Source organism: Streptomyces sp. NPDC087859, assembly GCF_044742595.1.
GTDB lineage: Bacteria > Actinomycetota > Actinomycetes > Streptomycetales > Streptomycetaceae > Streptomyces > Streptomyces canus_F.
Genome location: NZ_JBIUUU010000001.1, coordinates 691,731 through 710,728 on the forward strand (window position 1 = coordinate 691,731; position 18,998 = coordinate 710,728).

17 protein-coding genes, 1 pseudogene and 1 riboswitch are annotated in these 18,998 nt (G+C 70.6%); of the genes and pseudogenes, 11 read left to right on the forward strand and 7 right to left on the reverse strand.

Going from position 1 to position 18,998, the window contains the following annotated elements:
• Nucleotides 1–789, reverse strand: a pseudogene (locus tag ACIOHP_RS03275) (hypothetical protein); the annotation flags it as partial.
• 218 nt (nucleotides 790–1,007) lie between these two features.
• Between ACIOHP_RS03275 and ACIOHP_RS03280 the strand changes: the two are divergent.
• Nucleotides 1,008–1,505: a DUF6668 family protein gene (locus ACIOHP_RS03280; RefSeq protein ID WP_361546760.1), complete on the forward strand. Its 498-nt coding sequence runs from the start codon at nucleotides 1,008–1,010 to the stop codon at nucleotides 1,503–1,505.
• An 83-nt stretch (nucleotides 1,506–1,588) separates the two neighbouring features.
• Complete coding sequence (locus ACIOHP_RS03285) at nucleotides 1,589–2,173, forward strand: NAD(P)H-dependent oxidoreductase (protein WP_361546763.1); 585 nt, start codon at nucleotides 1,589–1,591, stop codon at nucleotides 2,171–2,173.
• 7 nt (nucleotides 2,174–2,180) lie between these two features.
• On the opposite strand, the gene ACIOHP_RS03290 is transcribed toward ACIOHP_RS03285, so the two are convergent.
• The 5 genes from ACIOHP_RS03290 to ACIOHP_RS03310 all read right to left on the reverse strand — a co-directional run bounded on the left by ACIOHP_RS03290 (nucleotide 2,181) and on the right by ACIOHP_RS03310 (nucleotide 7,683).
• A complete protein-coding gene (locus ACIOHP_RS03290) occupies nucleotides 2,181–3,050 on the reverse strand; it encodes an ABC transporter permease (RefSeq protein ID WP_401882850.1) in 870 nt (289 codons plus the stop codon).
• Complete coding sequence (locus ACIOHP_RS03295; protein WP_401882853.1) at nucleotides 3,037–4,029, reverse strand: ATP-binding cassette domain-containing protein; 993 nt, start codon at nucleotides 4,027–4,029, stop codon at nucleotides 3,037–3,039. Before ACIOHP_RS03295 ends, ACIOHP_RS03290 begins: the two co-directional genes overlap by 14 nt.
• Before the next feature lie 33 nt (nucleotides 4,030–4,062).
• On the reverse strand, nucleotides 4,063–5,289 hold the full coding sequence (locus ACIOHP_RS03300; RefSeq protein WP_401882856.1) for an outer membrane lipoprotein carrier protein LolA: 1,227 nt from the start codon (nucleotides 5,287–5,289) through the stop codon (nucleotides 4,063–4,065).
• 249 nt (nucleotides 5,290–5,538) lie between these two features.
• Entirely contained in the window at nucleotides 5,539–6,546 is a 1,008-nt protein-coding gene (locus ACIOHP_RS03305; protein WP_401882859.1) for a CHRD domain-containing protein, read from the reverse strand.
• Nucleotides 6,547–6,672: 126 nt separating this feature from the next.
• Nucleotides 6,673–7,683: a polyprenyl synthetase family protein gene (locus ACIOHP_RS03310; protein WP_361494089.1), complete on the reverse strand. Its 1,011-nt coding sequence runs from the start codon at nucleotides 7,681–7,683 to the stop codon at nucleotides 6,673–6,675.
• Nucleotides 7,684–7,890: 207 nt separating this feature from the next.
• Between ACIOHP_RS03310 and ACIOHP_RS03315 the strand changes: the two genes are divergently transcribed.
• From ACIOHP_RS03315 to ACIOHP_RS03325, 3 genes are all read left to right on the forward strand, one after another.
• Complete coding sequence (locus ACIOHP_RS03315; RefSeq protein ID WP_401882863.1) at nucleotides 7,891–9,393, forward strand: peptide MFS transporter; 1,503 nt, start codon at nucleotides 7,891–7,893, stop codon at nucleotides 9,391–9,393.
• A gap of 28 nt (nucleotides 9,394–9,421) precedes the next feature.
• The gene (locus ACIOHP_RS03320; RefSeq protein ID WP_401882866.1) at nucleotides 9,422–11,419 is read left to right on the forward strand and encodes a CocE/NonD family hydrolase; all 1,998 of its coding nucleotides are present in this window, start codon (nucleotides 9,422–9,424) and stop codon (nucleotides 11,417–11,419) included.
• Between the two features lie 264 nt (nucleotides 11,420–11,683).
• Nucleotides 11,684–11,844: riboswitch (cyclic di-AMP (ydaO/yuaA leader) on the forward strand.
• Between the two features lies 1 nt (nucleotide 11,845).
• Nucleotides 11,846–12,328, forward strand: coding sequence for a transglycosylase SLT domain-containing protein (locus ACIOHP_RS03325; protein WP_401882869.1), 483 nt, complete (start codon nucleotides 11,846–11,848; stop codon nucleotides 12,326–12,328).
• Nucleotides 12,329–12,339: 11 nt separating this feature from the next.
• On the opposite strand, the gene ACIOHP_RS03330 is transcribed toward ACIOHP_RS03325, so the two are convergent.
• A complete protein-coding gene (locus ACIOHP_RS03330) occupies nucleotides 12,340–13,152 on the reverse strand; it encodes an HAD family hydrolase (RefSeq protein ID WP_351687300.1) in 813 nt (270 codons plus the stop codon).
• 342 nt (nucleotides 13,153–13,494) lie between these two features.
• On the opposite strand from ACIOHP_RS03330, the gene ACIOHP_RS03335 reads away from it, so the two are divergent.
• From ACIOHP_RS03335 to ACIOHP_RS03360, 6 genes are all read left to right on the forward strand, one after another.
• Nucleotides 13,495–14,643 carry an arabinogalactan endo-beta-1,4-galactanase gene (locus ACIOHP_RS03335; protein WP_401882871.1) on the forward strand — a complete coding sequence of 383 codons (1,149 nt, stop codon included), beginning with the start codon at nucleotides 13,495–13,497 and terminating at the stop codon, nucleotides 14,641–14,643.
• A 71-nt stretch (nucleotides 14,644–14,714) separates the two neighbouring features.
• On the forward strand, nucleotides 14,715–15,320 hold the full coding sequence (locus ACIOHP_RS03340) for a hypothetical protein (RefSeq protein ID WP_401882874.1): 606 nt from the start codon (nucleotides 14,715–14,717) through the stop codon (nucleotides 15,318–15,320).
• A 132-nt stretch (nucleotides 15,321–15,452) separates the two neighbouring features.
• Nucleotides 15,453–16,670 (forward strand): fumarylacetoacetase, encoded by a 1,218-nt coding sequence (gene fahA / locus ACIOHP_RS03345; RefSeq protein ID WP_401882877.1) that lies wholly within the window; start codon nucleotides 15,453–15,455, stop codon nucleotides 16,668–16,670.
• Between the two features lie 157 nt (nucleotides 16,671–16,827).
• Nucleotides 16,828–17,769 (forward strand): M56 family metallopeptidase, encoded by a 942-nt coding sequence (locus tag ACIOHP_RS03350; protein WP_361546800.1) that lies wholly within the window; start codon nucleotides 16,828–16,830, stop codon nucleotides 17,767–17,769.
• 121 nt (nucleotides 17,770–17,890) lie between these two features.
• Nucleotides 17,891–18,679, forward strand: a complete 789-nt coding sequence (locus ACIOHP_RS03355; RefSeq protein WP_401882880.1) for a GntR family transcriptional regulator — start codon at nucleotides 17,891–17,893, stop codon at nucleotides 18,677–18,679.
• Nucleotides 18,680–18,766: 87 nt separating this feature from the next.
• Nucleotides 18,767–18,994, forward strand: a complete 228-nt coding sequence (locus tag ACIOHP_RS03360; protein ID WP_016437651.1) for a ferredoxin family protein — start codon at nucleotides 18,767–18,769, stop codon at nucleotides 18,992–18,994.
• Nucleotides 18,995–18,998 lie beyond the last annotated feature (4 nt).

An 18,998-nucleotide genomic window follows, 5' to 3' on the forward strand; every position in this document is an offset into this window, starting at 1 on the left:
CCCCCGGAGCGGTTCAGCCGGCCCCGGCACGAAGTCGCCAGGCTCGGACGGTGACGCGGGCTGGGCGGACTCGGCGGGCCCCGGCGCAAAGGCGGCGGGCGGCGCGGGCGGTGGCGTCGGTCGCGACGCCTCACCCGGCTCCGTCGAATACGGCGCCTGGCCCTGCTCCCGCGAGTAAGGCGCCCCGCCCGGCTTTCCCAGCCGCAGAGCGTCCCGCGGTTCCCCGGCCCCCGACGGCGGCCACTGCTCCCGCGAGGGCGACACCTGACCCGGCTGCCCCGCATACGACACCCGGCCCGAGCCCTCCGGCCCGAAACCCTCCCGCGGCTCCCCAGACCCCGACAGCAGCCGCTGCTCCCGCGAGAACGACACCTGACCCTGCTCCCCCGCATACGGCACCCGGCCCGAACCCTCTGGCCCGAAACCCTCCCCCGGCTCCCTCACCGACAGGGGCATCCCACCCGGCACACCCGGCGCCCCTGGCGGAGCCGTCGGTGTCGGCTCCGCTGTGAAACGGCTCGAGCCGTCCGCGTCGATGCGCAGGGCGAGCACATAGCCGATGCGGTGGTCGTGGACCGTGGCGTGGACGGGGTGGCCGGTGGCGAGGGCGATGCGGTGGAGGTGGTCGAGGACGGTCTGGTGGAGCTCCTCGCCGGGGACCGGGGTCACCGGTACGCCGCCCACCGCCGCGCCGGCCGGACCGACCAGGACATCGATCGGTGCCGCCGCGAGCACGGCCGGCTGTGCGGTGCCCTGCTGGTCCCGCTTCTCACGGCTGAGTCGCGACATCGTTCCCTCACTCGGATCCGTCGGGAAGTGGGCGGACGGCGTGTTCGAACTCCATGGTGCCTCCATCGGCCGCCGCCCTCCCGCTCCCCCGGCATCAAGAGCCGGTCGTACACGTACTGTTGAGTAGTCTCTCCGCTCGCTCACGGTTCTCACGTCACCGTGGCGTCACAGGCTCGTCCCAGCCCGGCGGAGGGACGGCCCCGGAGAGGAGACCGTACGTGCAGCAGGCGCAGGGACCGGAGATCTGGATCCGTGGTCCGGTGACCGTACCGGAGGGACCTCCGGGGACCGCCGCCGCCCATGCCTCCGCCCGGCGGTTCTCCTTCGTCGGCACCCATGGCGGCGCCGGTGTCTCGACGCTGGCCGCCGTCTACGGCGGCCACGACTGCGGACGTGACTGGCCCGGCCCCGACGCTCCCCCGTCCGTGCTGCTCGTCGCCCGCACCCATGCGAGCGGGCTGTCCGCCGCGCTGCACACCCTGGACGCCTTCCGGCGCGGAACGGCCCCGCACGGCCTCGACCTCGACGCCGTGGTGCTCGTCGCGGACGCCCCCGGACGGCTGCCGAAGCCGCTGGCCCAGCACGTCAAGGTGATCGAGTCGCTGATCGACGTCTACCGCGTGCCATGGGTGCCCGCCTGGCGCCTCGGCGATCTCGGCGGCCACCCCCCGCGCGAGACCGCGCCCCTGGCCCGCCTCACCGGCCGCTCGCGCTGACGGCCCTCGGACACGGCACCCCCTCGACAGATACTTGCATGCGCATATAATCGGCGTACGACGTCCATCACCTGGGGGATTCCATGACGCGCCGTTTCCTGTTCGTGCTCGGCAGCAGCCGCGACGACGGCAACACCGAGCTGCTGGCACGCACGGCGGCCGAGCAGCTGGCCGACGACGTCGAGCAGCAGTGGATCGACCTCAACGACCATCCGCTGCCCGACTTCGAGGACCTGCGCCACGACAGCGACCACGCGCGACCGACCGAGGGGAACGTGGGGCTGCTGTTCGACGCCACCCTCGCGGCGACGGACATCGTGATCGCGTCCCCGCTGTACTGGTACTCGCTCTCCGCCCAGGCCAAGCGCTATCTCGACTACTGGTCGGGCTGGCTGCGCACCCCCGGCGCCGACTTCAAGGGCACGCTCGCGGGCCGCACCCTGTGGGGTGTCACCGCGCTCGCGCACGAGGAGTTCGAGGTCGCCGACCCGCTGATCGGCACCCTGAACCACTCGGCCGCGTACATGGGGATGCGGTTCGGCGGGGTACTGCTCGGCAACGGCAGCAAGCCGGGCGACGTACGCGGCGACACGGAGGCACTGGCCCGCGCGAAGACGTTCTTCGCCCAGGAGGCACCGCTCGCGCGTTTCCCGTACGAGACCCCGTGACCGGTGCTCAGGCCGTGATGTCCTTCGTCGTGAACCTCGCCCATGCCGCCGAGCCGAAGACCGCCGCGTACAGGACCTGGAGGCCGAGGTTCTTCACCAGGTCGTCCCAGTAGACGGGTTCGCGCATCAGGTCGGCGAAGGACAGCCAGTAGTGGGAGAAGAAGTACGGCTGAAGCGCGTGCAGCTGGGGGATCTGGTCGAGGATCTGGACCGTGATGAGCAGGCCCACGGTCGTCGCCATCGCGGCGATGCCGCTGCCGGTCAGCGTCGACACGAACAGGCCGAGGGCGGCCACGCCGGTCAGTGACGCGGCGACGACCAGGGCGATCAGGAAGGCCCGGCCGAGGCCTTCGCCGAAGCTGATCTGCGTGCCGGAGATGGTGGTCAGATCCCCCAGCGGGAAGAGCAGGGCGCCGACCGTGAGCGCCGAGGCCGCGACCACCAGGGTGGCCACGAGGCAGAAGGTCATCACGGTCGCGTACTTGGTGAGGAGGAGGCGGGTGCGGCCGGCCGGGGCCACCAGGAGGTAGCGCAGGGTGCCGGCGTTCGACTCACCGGCTATCGCGTCGCCCGCGATGACGCCGATGGCCATGGGGAGGAAGAAGGGCAGGGTCGCGGCGAGTGCGGTGAAGACCAGGAACAGTCCGTTGTTGGTGATCTGCGAGACGAAGGCGGGGCCGCCGCCACCGCCTCCGCGAGGGCCGCCGCCGTCGCCCGTCTCGATCTTCACGGCGATGCCGACGAGGATCGGTACGGCCGCGAGGACGCCGAGGAGGGCGAGGGTGCGCCAGCGGCGGAAGGTGGTGATCAGCTCACTGCGGAACAGCCCGAACGTCCACAACGGACTCGGCTTGACCAGGACCTCAGCCCGCGACATCGAAGCCCTCTCCCGTCAGCGCCACGAAGGCGTCCTCCAGCGAGGCCCGTTCCACTCCGAAGGCCCGTACGCGCACGCCCGCTCCCACCAACGCGGCGTTGATGTCGGCCAGTTCGCCGTCCGGGGGATCCGCGGTCACCCGGTCCTCGGCCACCACCACATCCGCGACACCCTGTTCCTTCAGCACCCGCGCCGCGTCCCCCGTGTCCGGAGTCGTCACCACCAGCCGTCCCCGCGCCCCCGCCGCCAGGTCCGCCACCGGACCCTGCGTGATCAGACGGCCCTGGGCCATCACGGCCGCGTGGGTGCAGACCTGCTCGATCTCGTCCAGCAGATGCGAGGACAGGAAGACGGTCGTGCCGTCGGAGGCCAACTCCCTCACCAGGGAGCGGATTTCACGCATCCCCTGCGGGTCGAGGCCGTTGGTCGGCTCGTCGAGGACGAGGAGCTTGCGGGGTTGGAGGAGGGCCGCCGCGAGGCCCAGGCGCTGTTTCATGCCGAGCGAGTACGCCTTGGCCTTCTTGCCGGCCGCGGCCGCCAGGCCCACCCGGTCCAGTGCCGTCCCGACACGTGCGCGCCGGGTGCGGGGGTCGGCGGTCGGGTCGGCGGCGTCGTAGCGGATGAGGTTGTCGCGGCCGGAGAGGAAGCCGTAGAGGGCGGGGCCCTCGATGAGCGCGCCCACGTGCGGCAGTACGGCGCGCGAGGAGCGCGGCATGGGACGGTCCAGCACCCGGGCCGACCCGGAGGTCGGTTCGATGAGGCCCATCAGCATGCGGATGGTGGTGGTCTTGCCCGAGCCGTTCGGGCCGAGGAAGCCGAAGACGCTGCCTGCCGGGACGGTCAGGTCGAGACCGTCGACGGCGAGCTGCCCGCCGCGGTAGCGCTTGGTGAGGGCGCGGGTGTGGATGACGGTGTCACCCACGTCCGCGCTGTCACCGTCGCCCTCCGGTCGCGGCTCCGTGGCGGGCGGCTGGTCCATCGGCTCCCTCGATCCGTCGTGCCCTTGTGGTGGTTACTTGGCCTCGTTCGCCGCCTTCACCAGCGCGTCCTTGGTCACCGCGCCGACGTAGACCTTTCCGTCGTCGGTGATCAGGGCGTTGATCAGCCGGGTCTTGAACACGGTGCCCTCGCCGAACTTGCCGCTCGCCTTGTCGCCGAGCGAGTCGAGGAAGCCACCGAAGGCGCCGCCGGCCTCGGAGCCGGACGGCATGCCCTGGCCGCCGGTGTCGAAGGTGGCGATGGAGGTCCAGCCCTCGCCGATGACGTCGAGCCCCTCGGGGCCGCCCTGGGCGAAGCCCTCGTCGCCGGAGAAGCCGCCGGAGTGGCGGGAGTCGCCGGAGTGACGCTCGGGTGCCCCGGCGGCGTCCTCCTCGGTGACCTTCGCGCCCTTGGGAGGCGTGAAGTCGAAGGTGGACGCGGCCGGCTTGGCGTAGCTGATCTGCGTGAAGCCGGCGTCGACGACGGCCGCGCCGCCGCTCGACGGGGTCAGCGTGAACTTCAGCGGCAGCCCGGTCTTCGCGTCCACGGCCACGGTGACCTGTCCGACGGTGGACCCGGAGTCCTTGGGCTTGATGACGAGCCGGTAGGCGTCGCGGCCCGCGACGTGCGCGGTGCCCTCGACGGTCACCGAGGTCGTGTCGTCGACCGCCTTGAGGGCGTCCTCGGTGAGGTCCTTGGGCGTGGCCGGGACCTCTTCCCGCTTGTCCTTGCCGTCGGTGTCGTCGGCGGTGCCGTGGAAGACCTCGTTGGACCCGCTGTCGTAGCCCCACACGTCCTTGCCGTTGTGGATGAGGCTGTACTCGGCGGCGTTCTCGAGGAGCGAGAGCTTCTGCTTGTCCTCGCCGTCGGCAGCGACCCGCAGGGTGTGGGTGCCGGTGGCGAGTTCGGTGAGCTTGGACGTCGGATCGGCCGACGAACCGTCACCCGAGCCCGAACCGCCGCCGGTCAGGCTGTTCTCCAGCCCGCCGAAGTCCGGCAGCCCCAGATCCGTGGTGATCTTCACGGTGCCGGACAGCTGCTCCACGTCCGACGCGGCGATCTTCTCGATGAGCTGCTGTGCGCTGATCTTCGGCAGGTCGGGGTCGCCGGAATCGGCGAGCGCCGGGACCAGCCCGATGGTCGCCGCGGCCACTCCCACGACCGCGACCGGGACGACGTACCGCGCGGCCCTGCGCCGCCCGGCGCGCAGGTCGTCGGTCTCGTCCGGCGTCGTGCTGTCGTCGGATCCGTACGGTGCCATGTGTGCCCTACCTCCGTGATCGGCGGCGGCTTCCAACTGCTCCACTCGTCCACCCCGTAGCCGCCATTCTCACCCGAATCGGTGAGGAGTGGTGTTTTCCCGTGGTTCCCATCTGACCAAATCCGTCAGGGCGATACGTCAGCCCCCGGGCTCAACTCCACGTACACCTGCGGTATGACACATGGAGGCGGCGCCTCCCCCGACCCGTAGGGGTCGCGAGGGGAGACGCCGCTCGTGTACGTCGGTGGATCAGCCGCGCAGGAACACGTAGTCCGCCTGGTACGGCACGCCGACGATCGCACCGGGAGTGCAGGAGCCGGCCGGGGCGACGCCGCCGACGGTGTTCAGGCGCAGGATCTCGGTGGTGTCGGCGAGCAGGCCGCGGTGCTTGCCCGACTGCGTGGCCTTCAGGTCCAGCTCGGGGATGTTCCCTTCGCCGTTCGGCGTGCGGGAGATGACCGAGCCGGTGACCGCGCTGCCGTCCCGCGCGATCCATTGCGGGGTACCGGAGTTGGGCTCGACGAAGGAGTGCGCGATGCGGCCGGCGAGCGCGGCGCTGACGTCCCGCTGCGCGAAGGCGTACCCGCCGCCCTCGGCCGGCTTGCACTCGTAGATCTGCTGGCCCTTGACGACGGACGCCTGGAAGTTGCGCAGCGCGTCCCGGAAGTCGAAGCCCGCGACGGTGACCTGGTGGAGCTGGCCGCGGACGGCTCCGCCGGGGAACTCGGCGGTGTGCAGGTTGGCGTAGAACGCGCCGGGGTCGGTCTTCAGGGCGTCGAGCAGTGCGCCGTCCTTCACCTTCACGGTGCCGGTGACGCTGTGGCCCTTGGCCTTGTCGAGCAGCTTGGTGAAGTCGACCTTGACGCCGCCGTTGGTGCCCTTGGCGCCCTGGTGGATGTGGAGCAGGGTGGGCTTCCCGGTGCCGCGCCAGGTCACGGCTACGGACACCTTGTCGCCCTTGACCTTGATGAACTCCAGTGCGGCGCCGTCCTTGTCGTTCACGGCGGGGCCGCCCTGGACGGGTACCTCGTTGGCGCCCCGCAGGCTCGCGGCGAGGATCGTGCCGCCGCTGCCGCCGAGGGCGCCGCTCCGGCTGACGATGCTCTCGCCGCCCGAGTGGCCCGCGTGGTCGGCGCGGTCACCTCCGGCGGCGAAGGCGGGAATCACCGAGGCGGCCAGGCCACCGGCGGCGGCCACCGCGACGGCGGTGACGACGAGGCTCTTACGGCGCTTGGAGAACGTCGCGTTCATGCCCATGATTCTTTTGTCTCCCCGTATTGCAGCTGACGCCCCCTGCGTCAGCTTCTGGGCATGAATACGGGGTCGATCTTAGATTGGACTCAGTCCAGGTTCGTGACGTACGTCACATGCGCCGGGGGTATGTCAGCCCGCCCGGTGCACCACCGCGTCGCACATCTCCAGGAGCGCGGCCTTCACGTCACCCTCCGGCAGCGGAGCGAGCGCCGCCCGGGCCTCCTCCGCGAACCGCACCGTGTCCCGTCGCGCCTGCTCCAGCGCGGGATGCGCCCGCAGCGCGGCCAGCGCCTCGGCGTGCCGCGCGTCGTCGGTCAGGTCGGAGTCCAGCAGCTCGCACAGCGCGATGTCCTCCGCGAGGCCCAGCCGTGCCGCCCGCTCCCGCAGTCGCAGCACCGGCATGGTCGGGATGCCCTCGCGCAGATCCGTTCCCGGGGTCTTGCCGGACTCGCGGGAGTCCGAGGCGATGTCCAGGACGTCGTCCGCGAGCTGGAAGGCGACGCCCAGCCGCTCGCCGTACTGCGTCAGCACGTCGACCACCGTCTCGTCGGCGCCCGACATCATCGCGCCGAACCGGCAGGACACCGCGACCAGCGAGCCGGTCTTGCCGCCGAGCACGTCCAGGTAGTGCTCGACCGGATCCCGGCCGTCCTGCGGCCCCGCGGTCTCCAGGATCTGGCCCGTGACCAACCGCTCGAACGCCTCGGCCTGCACCCGGACCGCCTCCGGACCGAGGTCGGCCAGGATGTGCGAGGCGCGGGCGAAGAGGAAGTCGCCGGTGAGGACCGCGACCGAGTTACCCCACCGGGTGTTCGCGCTGTCGACCCCGCGCCGCACGGACGCCTCGTCCATCACGTCGTCGTGGTACAGCGTCGCCAGGTGGGTCAGCTCCACCACCACGGCCGACGGCACGACTCCGGGGGCGTAGGGGTCGCCGAACTGGGCAGTGAGCATCACGAGCAGCGGACGGAAGCGCTTCCCGCCCGCCCGTACGAGGTGCTGCGCGGCCTCCGTGATGAAGGGGACCTCGCTCTTGGTGGCTTCGAGCAAACCCTCCTCGACGGCCGCCAATCCGGCCTGGACATCGGCTTCCAGAGCCTGGTCCCGCACGCTCAGCCCGAACGGCCCGACGACGGTCACGAGGGGTCTCCTGTCTGCTGGTGTCTACTGGCGATTACACGGTTTGTCGATAGGTCGCTGCCATCACTCAAGTCAGCGTATCCGGTCACGTTTCGATCACCGCTGCCGCCCACCCGTGCAGCACGGGCGGTATCGGATCACGACCGGTATGTTTTTGATCACCTGAAAAGAATGGATATCTTCCGACTTCCACGGAAGTAGTAGAGCGTGTCTCGAACAACCGTCGACGTGGATCCCGGCAGCCGGCCCCCGCCCGAGGACGACACCGCCTTCTTCGGCCAGCCGAAAGGCCTGCTCACCCTCTCCGGTCTGGAGGTCTGGGAGCGTTTCTCGTTCCTGGGCATGCAGGCCATCCTCGTCCTGTACTTCGCCGACTCCGTGGCCAACGAGGGCATGGGCATGTCGGCCGGAACGGCCGCGTCCGTCTCCGCGGCCTACGGCACCCTCGTCTACCTCGTCTCGGTCGCCGGCGGCTGGCTCGCCGACCGGATGCTCGGCTCGTACCGCGCGGTGCTGTGGGGCGGCGTCCTGATCGCCTGCGGCCACTACTCCATGGCCGTCCCGACCTCGACCATGACCTGGGTGGGCCTGGGTCTCATCAGCGCGGGCACCGGCCTGCTCAAACCCAACGTGGCCACCATGGTCGGCAAGCTCTACGCCACCGACGACGACCGCCGGGACGCCGGGTTCGCGCTCTACTACATGGCGATCAACATCGGCGCCTTCGCGGGCCCGCTGATCACCGGCTGGCTCGGCGACCACCAGGGCTGGCACTGGGGTTTCTCGGCCGCCGCGATCGGTATGACCTTCGGTCTGGTCCAGTACGTCGCGGGCCGCCGTCACCTGGCCGGACGCAAGCACGCGGCCGAGTTCGCGCTCGCTCCGGAAGCGATGCGCCGGGCGGTGCGCCTGATCGTCCTGGGCCTCGTCGCCGCGGCGGTCGTCGCCGGTCTGCTCGCCGCCGCCGGTTGGCTGACCATGGACCGCTTCGTCGACCTGCTCACCCTGATCTCGGTGATCGCGCCGGTCGTCTACTTCGCGGTGATGTTCCGCAGCCCGCGGGTCACCTCCGAGGAGCGCGGCCGCCTCAAGCCGTACATCGTCCTCTTCCTGGCCTCGACCGTCTTCAACTTCATCCTCTTCCAGGCCTACTCCACGATGATGCTGCTGGCCGCGTCGAACGCCGAGACGACGATCCTCGGCTTCGACTTCCCGGCCGGCTGGTACGCCTCCGCGCTCGGCGCCTTCGAGGTCGGTCTCGCGCCCGTCGTCGCCGCGCTGTGGGTCCGGATGGGCCGCGGACAGCCGCACGCCTCCAACAAGATCGCGATCGGGGTCGTGCTGGGCGGTCTGTCGTTCCTGCTGATGGTCCTGCCGACCAGCGGGCACGGCGGCGACGACTACCTGATGTCCGCCTGGTGGATCGTCGGCTCGTACTTCCTGCTGGGCCTCGGCGACATCCTCCTGGAGACCTCCGGCATGTCGGCCACCACCAAGCTCGCCCCGGTCGCCTTCTCCAGCCAGACCATGTCCCTCTGGTTCCTGTCCCTCGCCCTCGCCAACGGCATCCAGGCCCAGACGGTGAAGCTCTACGACGACGTCTCCAAACCGGCCTACTTCGGTGTCAACGGCGCGATCGCGGTGGCCGCGGGCCTCGCGGTGATGGCCGCCGCACCGTGGCTGCGCCGCACCATGCACCCGGTCCACTGAAACCGACGGAGCCACTGGGGTCACGCTCATGCACATCCGTACGTCCTTCCCCTTCGACACGACCCACGAGGACCTCCGCATCCCGCTCCCGGACGGGACACGGCTGTACGCGCGCGTGTGGCGCCCGCTGACGGACGAGCCCGTACCGGTACTCCTCGAGTACCTCCCGTACCGGCTTTCAGACTGGACCGCGCCCCGCGACTTCCAGCGCCACCCCTGGTACGCGGGCCACGGGTACGCCTCCGTGCGCGTGGACATCCGCGGGCACGGGAACAGCGAGGGCATGCCGACGGACGAGTACTCGGCGACCGAGCTGGCCGACGGGGTCGAGGTGGTCAACTGGCTGGCGGCGCAGCCCTGGTGCAGCGGCAGGGTCGGCATGTTCGGCATCTCCTGGGGCGGCTTCAACTCCCTGCAGATCGCGGCCCTCGCGCCCGAGCCGCTCAAGGCGGTCGTCACGGTCTGCTCGACGGACGACCGCTATGACAACGACGTGCACTACATGGGAGGTTCCGTCCTCGCGGTCGACATGCACGCCTGGGCGGCCACCATGCTCGCGTTCGTCTCCCGGCCGCCCGACCCGCGGTACGCGGGCCCGGCCTGGCGGGACATGTGGCTCGAACGCCTGGAACGGGTCGACCCCTTCGTCCACACGTGGCTGGCCCACCAGACCCGGGACGACTACTGGCGCCACGGCAGCGTCTGTGAGGACTACGGCGCGATCGACGCGGCGGTCCTGGCGGTGGGCGGCTGGCACGACCCGTACCGCGACACGGTCCTCCGTCTGGTCGGGCACCTGCCGCAGGACCGCGTACGCGGACTCATCGGCCCCTGGTCCCACCAGTACCCCGACCGCGGTCTGCCGCCGGGCCCGGCGATCGGCTTCCTCCAGGAGACCCTGCGCTGGTGGGACCAGCATCTGAAGGGCGTGGACACCGGGATCATGCGGGAGCCGCTGCTGCGGGCGTACGTCAGCGACTCGCACCCCCCGGCCACGGTGTACGGCACCCTCCCCGGCCGCTGGGTCGGCGAGCCGGCCTGGCCCTCACCCCACGTCACGATGGTCTCGTACGGCCTTCAGGGCGCCCCTGTGCTGGTCCGTTCCCCGCAGCACACGGGCGTGGACGCCGGCCGTTTCTTCCCCTTCGGCAACGACGCCGATCTGCCGCCGGACCAGCGGGAGGAGGACGCCCGCTCGGCCTGTTTCGAGTTCGCGGTGGGTGAGGAGACATGGGTGCTGGGGCGGCCCCGGGTGCGGCTGCGGCTGACCTCGGAGGTGCCGCGCGGGCAGGTCGTCGCCCGGCTCTGCGATGTGGCACCGGACGGTTCGTCGACGCTGGTCACCCGGGGTGTGCTGAATCTGTCGGCGCGGCACGGGCGGGACCGGGCGGTGCCGTGGGAGCCGGGGGCCACCGAGGAGGTGGCGTTCGACCTCAACGGCATCGGCCACGCCTTCCCGCCCGGCCACCGCATCCGGCTCGCCGTCTCCTCCGCGTACTGGCCGTGGATCTGGCCGCAGGCCGACTCCGCGGCGGGCTTCGCGCTGGACCCGGCGGGGAGTTTCCTCGAACTTCCGGTGCGATCCCGTGAGTCGGCGGGCGACATCACCTTCGACGAGCCCGAACAGGCCGAGCCGCTCGGCGTCAACTTCCCCGCCACGCTGGACGAACCGCGCCCCGAGCGACTGGTCGTACGCGATGTCGCCAAGGGTGAGTGGCGTCTGGAGGTCGACCCCCGGTACGGCGGCACGCGCGTGTACCCGGACGGTCTGGAGTTCACCGAGGACGCGCTGGAGACGTACACGATCGACGAAACGGACCCGCTGTCGGCACGCACCCGCTCGGACTGGTCGATCCGGCTGCACCGGCCGGAGCTCGCGTGGGACACGACGGTCCGTACGCGCTCGGAGATCAGCTGTGCCGGGGCGGAGTTCTTCCTGGCCGCCAACGAGGTGGTCTGCACGGAGGGCGGCGAGGTGGTGTTCCACCGGACGTGGGAGAAGCGGATTCCGAGAACAGCCGGTTGAGGTTAATTGCCCGATTTGCGGCCGGATTTCATCTTCAGTGACTTGAGTCACTTCATTCTGTGGGCGGGCTGTGAGATCACGTCCGCCGATCCGCCATGCACGAACGCCAGTTGGTGATTGGCGGTCGCAAAGGATCAAGCACCCCATACGCCTCAGACCGAGGTCAATGGGCTCGTTGTGTGAATCCGGTACTTGTTCCGGACATGTGCTCTCGCATACGTTCCCGGCCGGGCGGAACGCCGAATCCTGCCGCCGCCCGGAGACCGCTCACCTACGAGAACTCACGGCAGGAGCGGGGGAACCAGGTAAGTCGCCGGACATAACGGACCGGCTTGGGGTGAAGTCGTGTCGCCGTACGGCGGCCCGGCCGGGCATCTCCCGCCCGAACCCGACAGCTCACCTCGCAGGCGTCGGAGAGGAACCGTCATGCCTGCTGCCGCTCAGCACCGTCGCACCAGAACGTCCCGCCTCGCCCGCAAGCTCGCCGTCGCCGGTACCGGCATCGCCGTCCTCGCGCTCCCGGTCATCGGCGCGACCAGCGCCTCCGCGGCCACCCCGACCGTGACCACGGCGACCTCGCTGGGCTACACCAACACGCTCGACGGCTGGATCCAGGCGTCGCTCCAGGTCATGGCCCAGAACGGCATCCCCGGGTCGTACGACAGCATCTACCGCAACATCATCCGCGAGTCGTCGGGCAACCCCTACGCCATCAACAACTGGGACTCCAACGCGGCCGCCGGCACCCCCTCCAAGGGCCTGCTCCAGGTCATCGACCCCACCTTCCAGGCGTACCACGTCTCCGGCACCTCGTGGGACCCCTACGACCCGGTCGCCAACATCACCGCGGCCTGCAACTACGCGGCGCAGCGGTACGGGTCGATCGACAACGTGTGGGGCGCGTACTAGGCCGACAGGGCCTAGGCCTGCCGGAAGAGTCTTTCGAGGACGACGGCGATGCCGTCGTCCTCGTTCGACAGGGTCACCTCGTCGGCCACGGCCTTGAGTTCGGGGTGGGCGTTGGCCATCGCGACGCCATGTGCCGCCCAGTCGAACATGGGGATGTCGTTGGGCATGTCGCCGAAGGCGATGGTGTGTTGAGGGCCGAGGCCGAGGTGGTCGGCGGCCAGGGCCAGGCCCGTCGCCTTGGTGATGCCGCATGGCTGGAGTTCGACGGTGCCGGGGCCCGACATCGTCACCGTCGCGAGGGAACCGACGACTCCGCGGGCCGTCGCCGCCAACTCGTCGTCGGACAGGGCGGGATGGCGGAGCAGGACCTTGCTGATGGGCGCACACCACAGGTCGTCGCGGCGGTCGACCCGTACGGCGGGGAGGGTGGGGTGCGGCATCAGATACCCCGGCTCGATGAGCGTGAGACCGTCGACGCCGTCCTGGTCGACGGCGGCGTACACCTGGCCGACCTCCGCCTCGATCTTGCCGAGCGCGGTCTCGGCCAACTCCCGGTCCAGGGTCACCGACCACAGCAGACGGTCCGCGCCGGCGTCGTACACCTGCGCGCCCTGCCCGCACACCGCGAGCCCCGTGCTGCCCAGGTCGTCGAGGAGCGGCCGCACTCTCGGGGCCGGCCGGCCGGTCACCACCAGATGCCGGGCCCCGGCCTCCGCCACCCGCGCGAGCGCGGCGAGCGAACGGTCGGAGAGCGTGTCGTCGCCCCGGAGCAGGGTTCCGTCCAGGTCAGTGGCGACGAGTGAATATGCGGTGGGTGCGGCCATGATCAGAGAATACGGATGGAAACCCCCATCGACTCGACGCGAACCGGACGGCTGCACCCTTCACATCCGTTGACGTCTGCTCCGGTTCGACGCGCAAGTGGAGCCTCTCCTTGAGCGGTCACGATCGAGGGCGAACCGGCCGAGCGCGCGAACCATCCCGCTGAAGCTGTGAGCGTGCACAGCAGATAAGCGTTTCAACCCCTTGTCAACGAAGGGGCCGTCGGGTTACCTACATGTTGCTCGCGGATGACAGGCACTCTTGATTCTGTGCACGATCCCAGATTCGCGAGCCGCGCTGATCTTCTGGCTACTTCGACTTGAGCACTTCGAGAGGAACCGCACATGCGCAGACGCAGTGTCCTCACCGCCGCGGGAGCCGCCGCACTGGCCGTTCCCGTGCTGGGGGCAACGCCCGCGGCCGCCTCCGCGGGCGGTCGCCGTGGGCTGGACATCCGGGCCATGGACATCTCCTCACTGCCCAAGAACGAGGACCACGGCGCCGTGTACCGCACGGCCGACGGCCGCCGCGAGGACCCGGTCCGCCTCCTCGCCCACGCGGGGATCACCCACGCCCGTCTGAAGGTCTGGGTGAACCCGGTCGACGGCTACAACAACAAGGCCCGTGTCCTCCCGCTCGCCCGCCGTCTGAGACGGGCCGGCATAGGCATCTGGATCGACTTCCACTACTCCGACACATGGGCCGACCCGGCGCACCAGACGAAGCCGGCCGCGTGGGCGGACCTGGACATCACGGGTCTGACGCGGGCGGTCTACGACCACACGGCCGATGTGCTCGGCGCCCTGAAGCGGCAGGGCACCCCCGCCGACCTCGTGCAGGTCGGCAACGAGATCAACGGCGGCATGCTCTGGCCCGAGGGCAAGAACTGGGGCAGCGACAGCGGGGGTTGGGGCAACCTGGCCGCCCTCCTGAAGTCCGGCCTGAGCGCCGCCCGCGACACCTCGCCGCGCATCCGCACGATGCTGCACATCGCCGCGGGCGGCGACAACGGCACGTCCCGCTGGTGGTTCGACACCGCGGTGTCCTACGGCCTCGACTTCGACATCATCGCCCAGTCGTACTACCCGTTCTGGCACGGCACCCTGGAGACCGCCGCCGCCAACCTCGCGGACCTCACCGCCCGTTACGGCAAGCCGGTCGTGATTGCCGAGACGGCTTACCCGTTCACGCTGGGCAGCGAGGACGACATCAACGACATCCTCAACAGCCCCTCGCAGCTCACCCCCGGCTTCCCCGCCACCCCCGAGGGCCAGGCCGCCTGGCTGCGCGCGGTCGCCGACCTCACCGCCGCCGTCCCCGGCGGACAGGGTCTCGGCTACTGCTACTGGGAAGGCGCGTGGACCTACCGCGCCGGCAGCGGCTGGAATCCGCAGGACCCGGGGTCGGGCAACGCCTGGGAGAACCTGGCGCTGTTCGACTTCGACGACAGGGCACTGCCGGGGCTGCGGACGCTGGGCCGCTACCGGTCGTAACTCCCCCTGACAGGGCGCTGACCGGGCTTTGCACGGTACGGCCGTACCGGCGTGGGTGGGATGCTCGCGGGGTGACGGATCAACCGGAGACCTTTCTGAACCATCTGCGGACGGCCGCGGTCGGCGTGCTGGAGCGCATACCCGAGGAGCTGAAGGCCGAGATCTACACCCTGGCCTTCAACATCTGGCGCGTCGACTACGACGACCGTCATCCCTACGTCGACATCGGCTACAACACGGAGAGCCAGTACGAACGGGAGCGGCGGCCGGAAGACCCCGGCGAGGCCCGCTGGAACTACGCCTGCTGGATCCTCGAGGGCTTCGAGAAACTCGGGAACGTCCCCGAGGATCCGGTCGGCGGCCGGGTGCACGAGGCGGAGGTCCGGCGGCTCGGCGCCTGGTTCGACTCCGGGAACGAGGAGGACGAGAAGGACGAGGGCGAGATCGACGCCAAGTCGGACCTTCTCCGTCTGCACTTCTACGACGCCGTCATCGACCTCGCCCGCCATCTGCACGCCGACGGAGTGATCGAGAAGACCTTCGGCCGTCCCCTCCCCGTCGTCGTGTTCGACATGGACTGCCCCGGCTGGGAGCTCCACGCCACCGAGGCCGCCAACCCGCCCGAACTGATCCAGGAGTTCATGGCGTGGCAGCAGGACCAGCTGCCCGACTCCTGACCGCGCGAAGCCGCCAATCGCCCTTATCGGAATATCGCGGACTCTTCAGGCCCTCCCAAGACCAGCGACTCGGCCGTAACGTGTGGCGCGACCACATGGCACACGCAGCGATTGAGAGCGAGGCAGTACCCCATGCCCCCCTTCGATCTCCCCGAGGGCGACCCCTTCGGCCCGCACAACCTTCCGTACGGCGTCTTTTCCGTGGGAGAACCGGCCGACCGGACCGTCGGCGTCCGGCTCGGCGACCACGTACTCGACGCCGGCGCGGCGGCCCACGCCCTGGGTTCGCCGTACGCCGCCCTGCTCGCCCGGCCGTCCCTGAACCCGCTGCTCGCGGCGGGCCGCACCACGTGGTCGGACGTACGCCGGGCCCTGACGGCATGGGTGACGGTGCCCTCGCACCAGTCGGCCGTCCAGGAGTTCCTGCACCCGCTCTCCTCGGTGACCCTGCACCTGCCCTTCGAGGTCGCGGACTACGTCGACTTCTACGCCTCCGAGAACCACGCCCGCAACGTCGGCCAGATGTTCCGCCCCGACGCCGCGGACTCCCTGACCCCCAACTGGAAACACCTGCCGATCGGCTACCACGGCCGCTCGGGCACGGTCGTGGTGTCGGGGACGGACGTCGTACGACCGTCCGGCCAGCGCAAGGCCCCCTCGGACACGGAACCCGTCTTCGGCCCCTCGGTCCGCCTGGACATCGAGGCGGAGGTCGGCTTCGTGGTCGGCGTGCCCTCGGCCATGGGCTCGCCGGTGGCACTGGGCGACTTCCGGGAGCACGTCTTCGGACTGTGCCTCCTCAACGACTGGTCCGCACGCGACGTCCAGGCCTGGGAGTACGTCCCCCTCGGCCCGTTCCTCGGCAAGTCCTTCGCCACCTCGGTGTCGGCGTGGATCACCCCGCTGGACGCGCTGGAGGAGGCGCGGGTGACGCCGCCGGAGCGGACACACGCACTGCTGCCGTACCTCGACGACTCCGCCTCCGGGGACGGTCCGGGCGGCTACGACCTCCGTATCTCCGTGTCGATCAACGGGCACCTGGTCTCCGAGCCCCCCTTCTCCTCCATGTACTGGACCGCCGCGCAGCAACTGGCCCATATGACGGTGAACGGCGCTTCGCTGCGGACCGGCGACCTCTACGGCTCCGGAACCGTCAGCGGACCCTCCGAGCACGAACGCGGATCCCTGCTGGAACTGACCTGGAACGGCCGCGACGCCCTCGAACTCCCCGACGGCAAACGGACCTTCCTGGAGGACGGGGACGTGGTGACCCTGTCGGCGTGGGCACCGGGGCCGGACGGGGTGCGGGTGGGCCTGGGCGAGGTCGTGGGACAGGTGGTGTCGCGGTGACGCGGTCGACGGCGGGTTGAAGTACGGGCCGGGGGTCGTCCCGAGGTCTGCCGTGCACCGCCCGCCGCCGTCATACTGGCGGCGGGCGACACAGCGGACGAACGCGTCGGCCCACCCGTAGCCGCCTCTTCCACCGACCGGATCCGGAGCCCGTGGAATGACGTTCTGCCTGCTCCTGCTGAGCGCCGTCGCGCTGGCCGCCGCCGTGCCGGCCCCCCGTGCGCTGACCCGGGCCGCCTGGCCCGAACGGGAACCCGTGGTGGGGCTCTGGGTGTGGCAGTGCCTGGTCGCCACCGTCCTGATGTGCTGTCTGACGGCCCTGGTACTCGGCGCCGCCGCCGTCTTCCACACGGTCCGCGACCACGTCTTCGCCCCCGCGCCACCGGCGGTGACCGCGGCCTACGACCTGTCCGCCGCCCCCGTCTGGGCCGCCCTGCTGACCCTCCTGCTGGCCTGCGGGGCCGCCTGGACGACCGCGATGCTGGCCCGCGAGCTCGTGGAGGCGCGCCGCCACCGCGGCGTGACCAGGGCGCATCTGCGCGAACGCGCCCCCGAACTGCCCGGCGGCCTGGAGAAGGCCGCGCGCGGCCCCCTGCTGGTACTGGAGGACGAATACCCCGACGCCTGGTGGATGCCGGGCAACCCGCCCCAGCTCGTGGTGACGACCGGCGCCCTGCACCGCCTGACCGACCACCAGCTGGACGCCGTCCTCACCCATGAGCGCGACCACGCCCGCTCCCACCACGACTGGCTGCTCCACCTCTCGACCGCCCTCGCCACCGGCTTCCCCCGCGTGCCCGTGTTCGCCCACTTCTGCGACGAGACCCACCGCCTGGTCGAACTGGCCGCCGACGACACGGCCTCCCGCCGCTGCGGCCACCTCACCACCGCCCTGGCCCTGATCGAGCTGAACCAGCACCGGGGCGTCCTGTCCTGCTCCTCCAGCCACCGCCTGCTGGGCGAGCGGGTCGACCGGCTGCTGGAACCCAGGCCGCGCCTGCTGCGCAGACACCGGGCGCTCACGGCGACCGCGGCGGCCCTAGTCCCCCTGCTGCCCCTGCTGATCGCGTTCGGACCAGGGCTGACAGCACTGGCCTGACCTGGCAGATCTTGCTCAACGGAAGCCGTTTACGCAGGTCAGCCGGGCGCCTGACACCCCGGCAGGTGGCGCAACACTGCCGCAACACCCCTTTTCCTACCTCCTCGCTATGGTTCCTGGCATGCCTCCCTCCGACCGCATCCGCGACCACGCCGGCCAGGGCGCGACCACCGTCGCCGCCCACCGCGCGCGTCGCCGGCTGCGCGCGGACCAGGCCCGGCAACTCGCCGACCTCCTGCGCCACCAGATCCTCACCGGCGGCTTCAGGGACGACCCCTTCCCCCACGAGTCGACCCTGGCCACCGACTACCGGGCCTCACGCAACACGGTCCGCCTGGCCCTGGACCTGCTGCGCGCCGAAGGTCTCGTCGACCGTCTGCCCGGAGTGGGCACCGTGGTCGTCGCACAGAAGTACCCCCACGGCCTGGACCGTCTGATGGGCCTCGCGGAAACCCTCCACGAACACGGCACCGTCACCAACGAGGTCCGCACGATGGGCCCCGCCCCCGCACCCGCCCCGGTGGCCGAACGCCTCCAGGTCACACCCGGCACCGACGTCCTCTACATCGAACGCCTGCGCCGCCTGAACGGCCTTCCCCTCTCTCTGGACCTCACCTACATCCCGCTCGACATCGGCACCGCCCTGCTCGGCGCCGACCTGGAGAACACCGACGTCTTCCGCCTCCTGGAGACGACCACCGGTCAGGGTCTCGGCCACGCCGAGATCACCCTGGAGGCGGTGAACGCGGACACCCACTCCGCCGCCGTCCTGGAGGCCCCGCGCGGCGCGGCCGTCCTCATGCTGGAACGCCTCACCCACCTCGCCGACGGCCGCCCGGTCGACCTGGAGTTCATCCGCTTCCGCGGCGACCGCATCACCATGAGCGGCCTGCTGCACCGCTCCCTCTGACCACCCCCTCCCACCTCTTCATCGTTCGGCAGACCCCGCCCGGTTCACCGCCACGCGGGAAATCTCAGGACATCTCTGGAGACAGCCATGCCCTTGGCGCCCCAGCGGGCCGACGTGCCCGTGACCATCGACGAGTCGAAGTGCATCGACGGCTGCACGCTCTGCGTGGACATGTGCCCGCTGGACTCCCTCGCCATCGACGACAGCAGCGGCAAGGCCTACATGCACGTCGACGAATGCTGGTACTGCGGCCCGTGCGCGGCCCGCTGTCCCACCGGAGCCGTCACGGTCAACATGCCCTATCTGCTCCGGTGAGAGG

Bases quoted from the DNA above. Each gene is read 5' to 3' on its own strand.
- ACIOHP_RS03285 (WP_361546763.1), top strand. From the start codon at position 1,589: ATGACGCGCCGTTTCCTGTTCGTGCTCGGCAGCAGCCGCGACGACGGC.
- ACIOHP_RS03290 (WP_401882850.1), bottom strand. From the start codon at position 3,050: ATGTCGCGGGCTGAGGTCCTGGTCAAGCCGAGTCCGTTGTGGACGTTC.
- ACIOHP_RS03295 (WP_401882853.1), bottom strand. From the start codon at position 4,029: ATGGACCAGCCGCCCGCCACGGAGCCGCGACCGGAGGGCGACGGTGAC.
- ACIOHP_RS03300 (WP_401882856.1), bottom strand. From the start codon at position 5,289: ATGGCACCGTACGGATCCGACGACAGCACGACGCCGGACGAGACCGAC.
- ACIOHP_RS03305 (WP_401882859.1), bottom strand. From the start codon at position 6,546: ATGGGCATGAACGCGACGTTCTCCAAGCGCCGTAAGAGCCTCGTCGTC.
- ACIOHP_RS03320 (WP_401882866.1), top strand. From the start codon at position 9,422: ATGCACATCCGTACGTCCTTCCCCTTCGACACGACCCACGAGGACCTC.
- ACIOHP_RS03325 (WP_401882869.1), top strand. From the start codon at position 11,846: ATGCCTGCTGCCGCTCAGCACCGTCGCACCAGAACGTCCCGCCTCGCC.
- ACIOHP_RS03330 (WP_351687300.1), bottom strand. From the start codon at position 13,152: ATGGCCGCACCCACCGCATATTCACTCGTCGCCACTGACCTGGACGGA.
- ACIOHP_RS03335 (WP_401882871.1), top strand. From the start codon at position 13,495: ATGCGCAGACGCAGTGTCCTCACCGCCGCGGGAGCCGCCGCACTGGCC.
- fahA (WP_401882877.1), top strand. From the start codon at position 15,453: ATGCCCCCCTTCGATCTCCCCGAGGGCGACCCCTTCGGCCCGCACAAC.
- ACIOHP_RS03350 (WP_361546800.1), top strand. From the start codon at position 16,828: ATGACGTTCTGCCTGCTCCTGCTGAGCGCCGTCGCGCTGGCCGCCGCC.
- ACIOHP_RS03355 (WP_401882880.1), top strand. From the start codon at position 17,891: ATGCCTCCCTCCGACCGCATCCGCGACCACGCCGGCCAGGGCGCGACC.
- ACIOHP_RS03360 (WP_016437651.1), top strand. From the start codon at position 18,767: ATGCCCTTGGCGCCCCAGCGGGCCGACGTGCCCGTGACCATCGACGAG.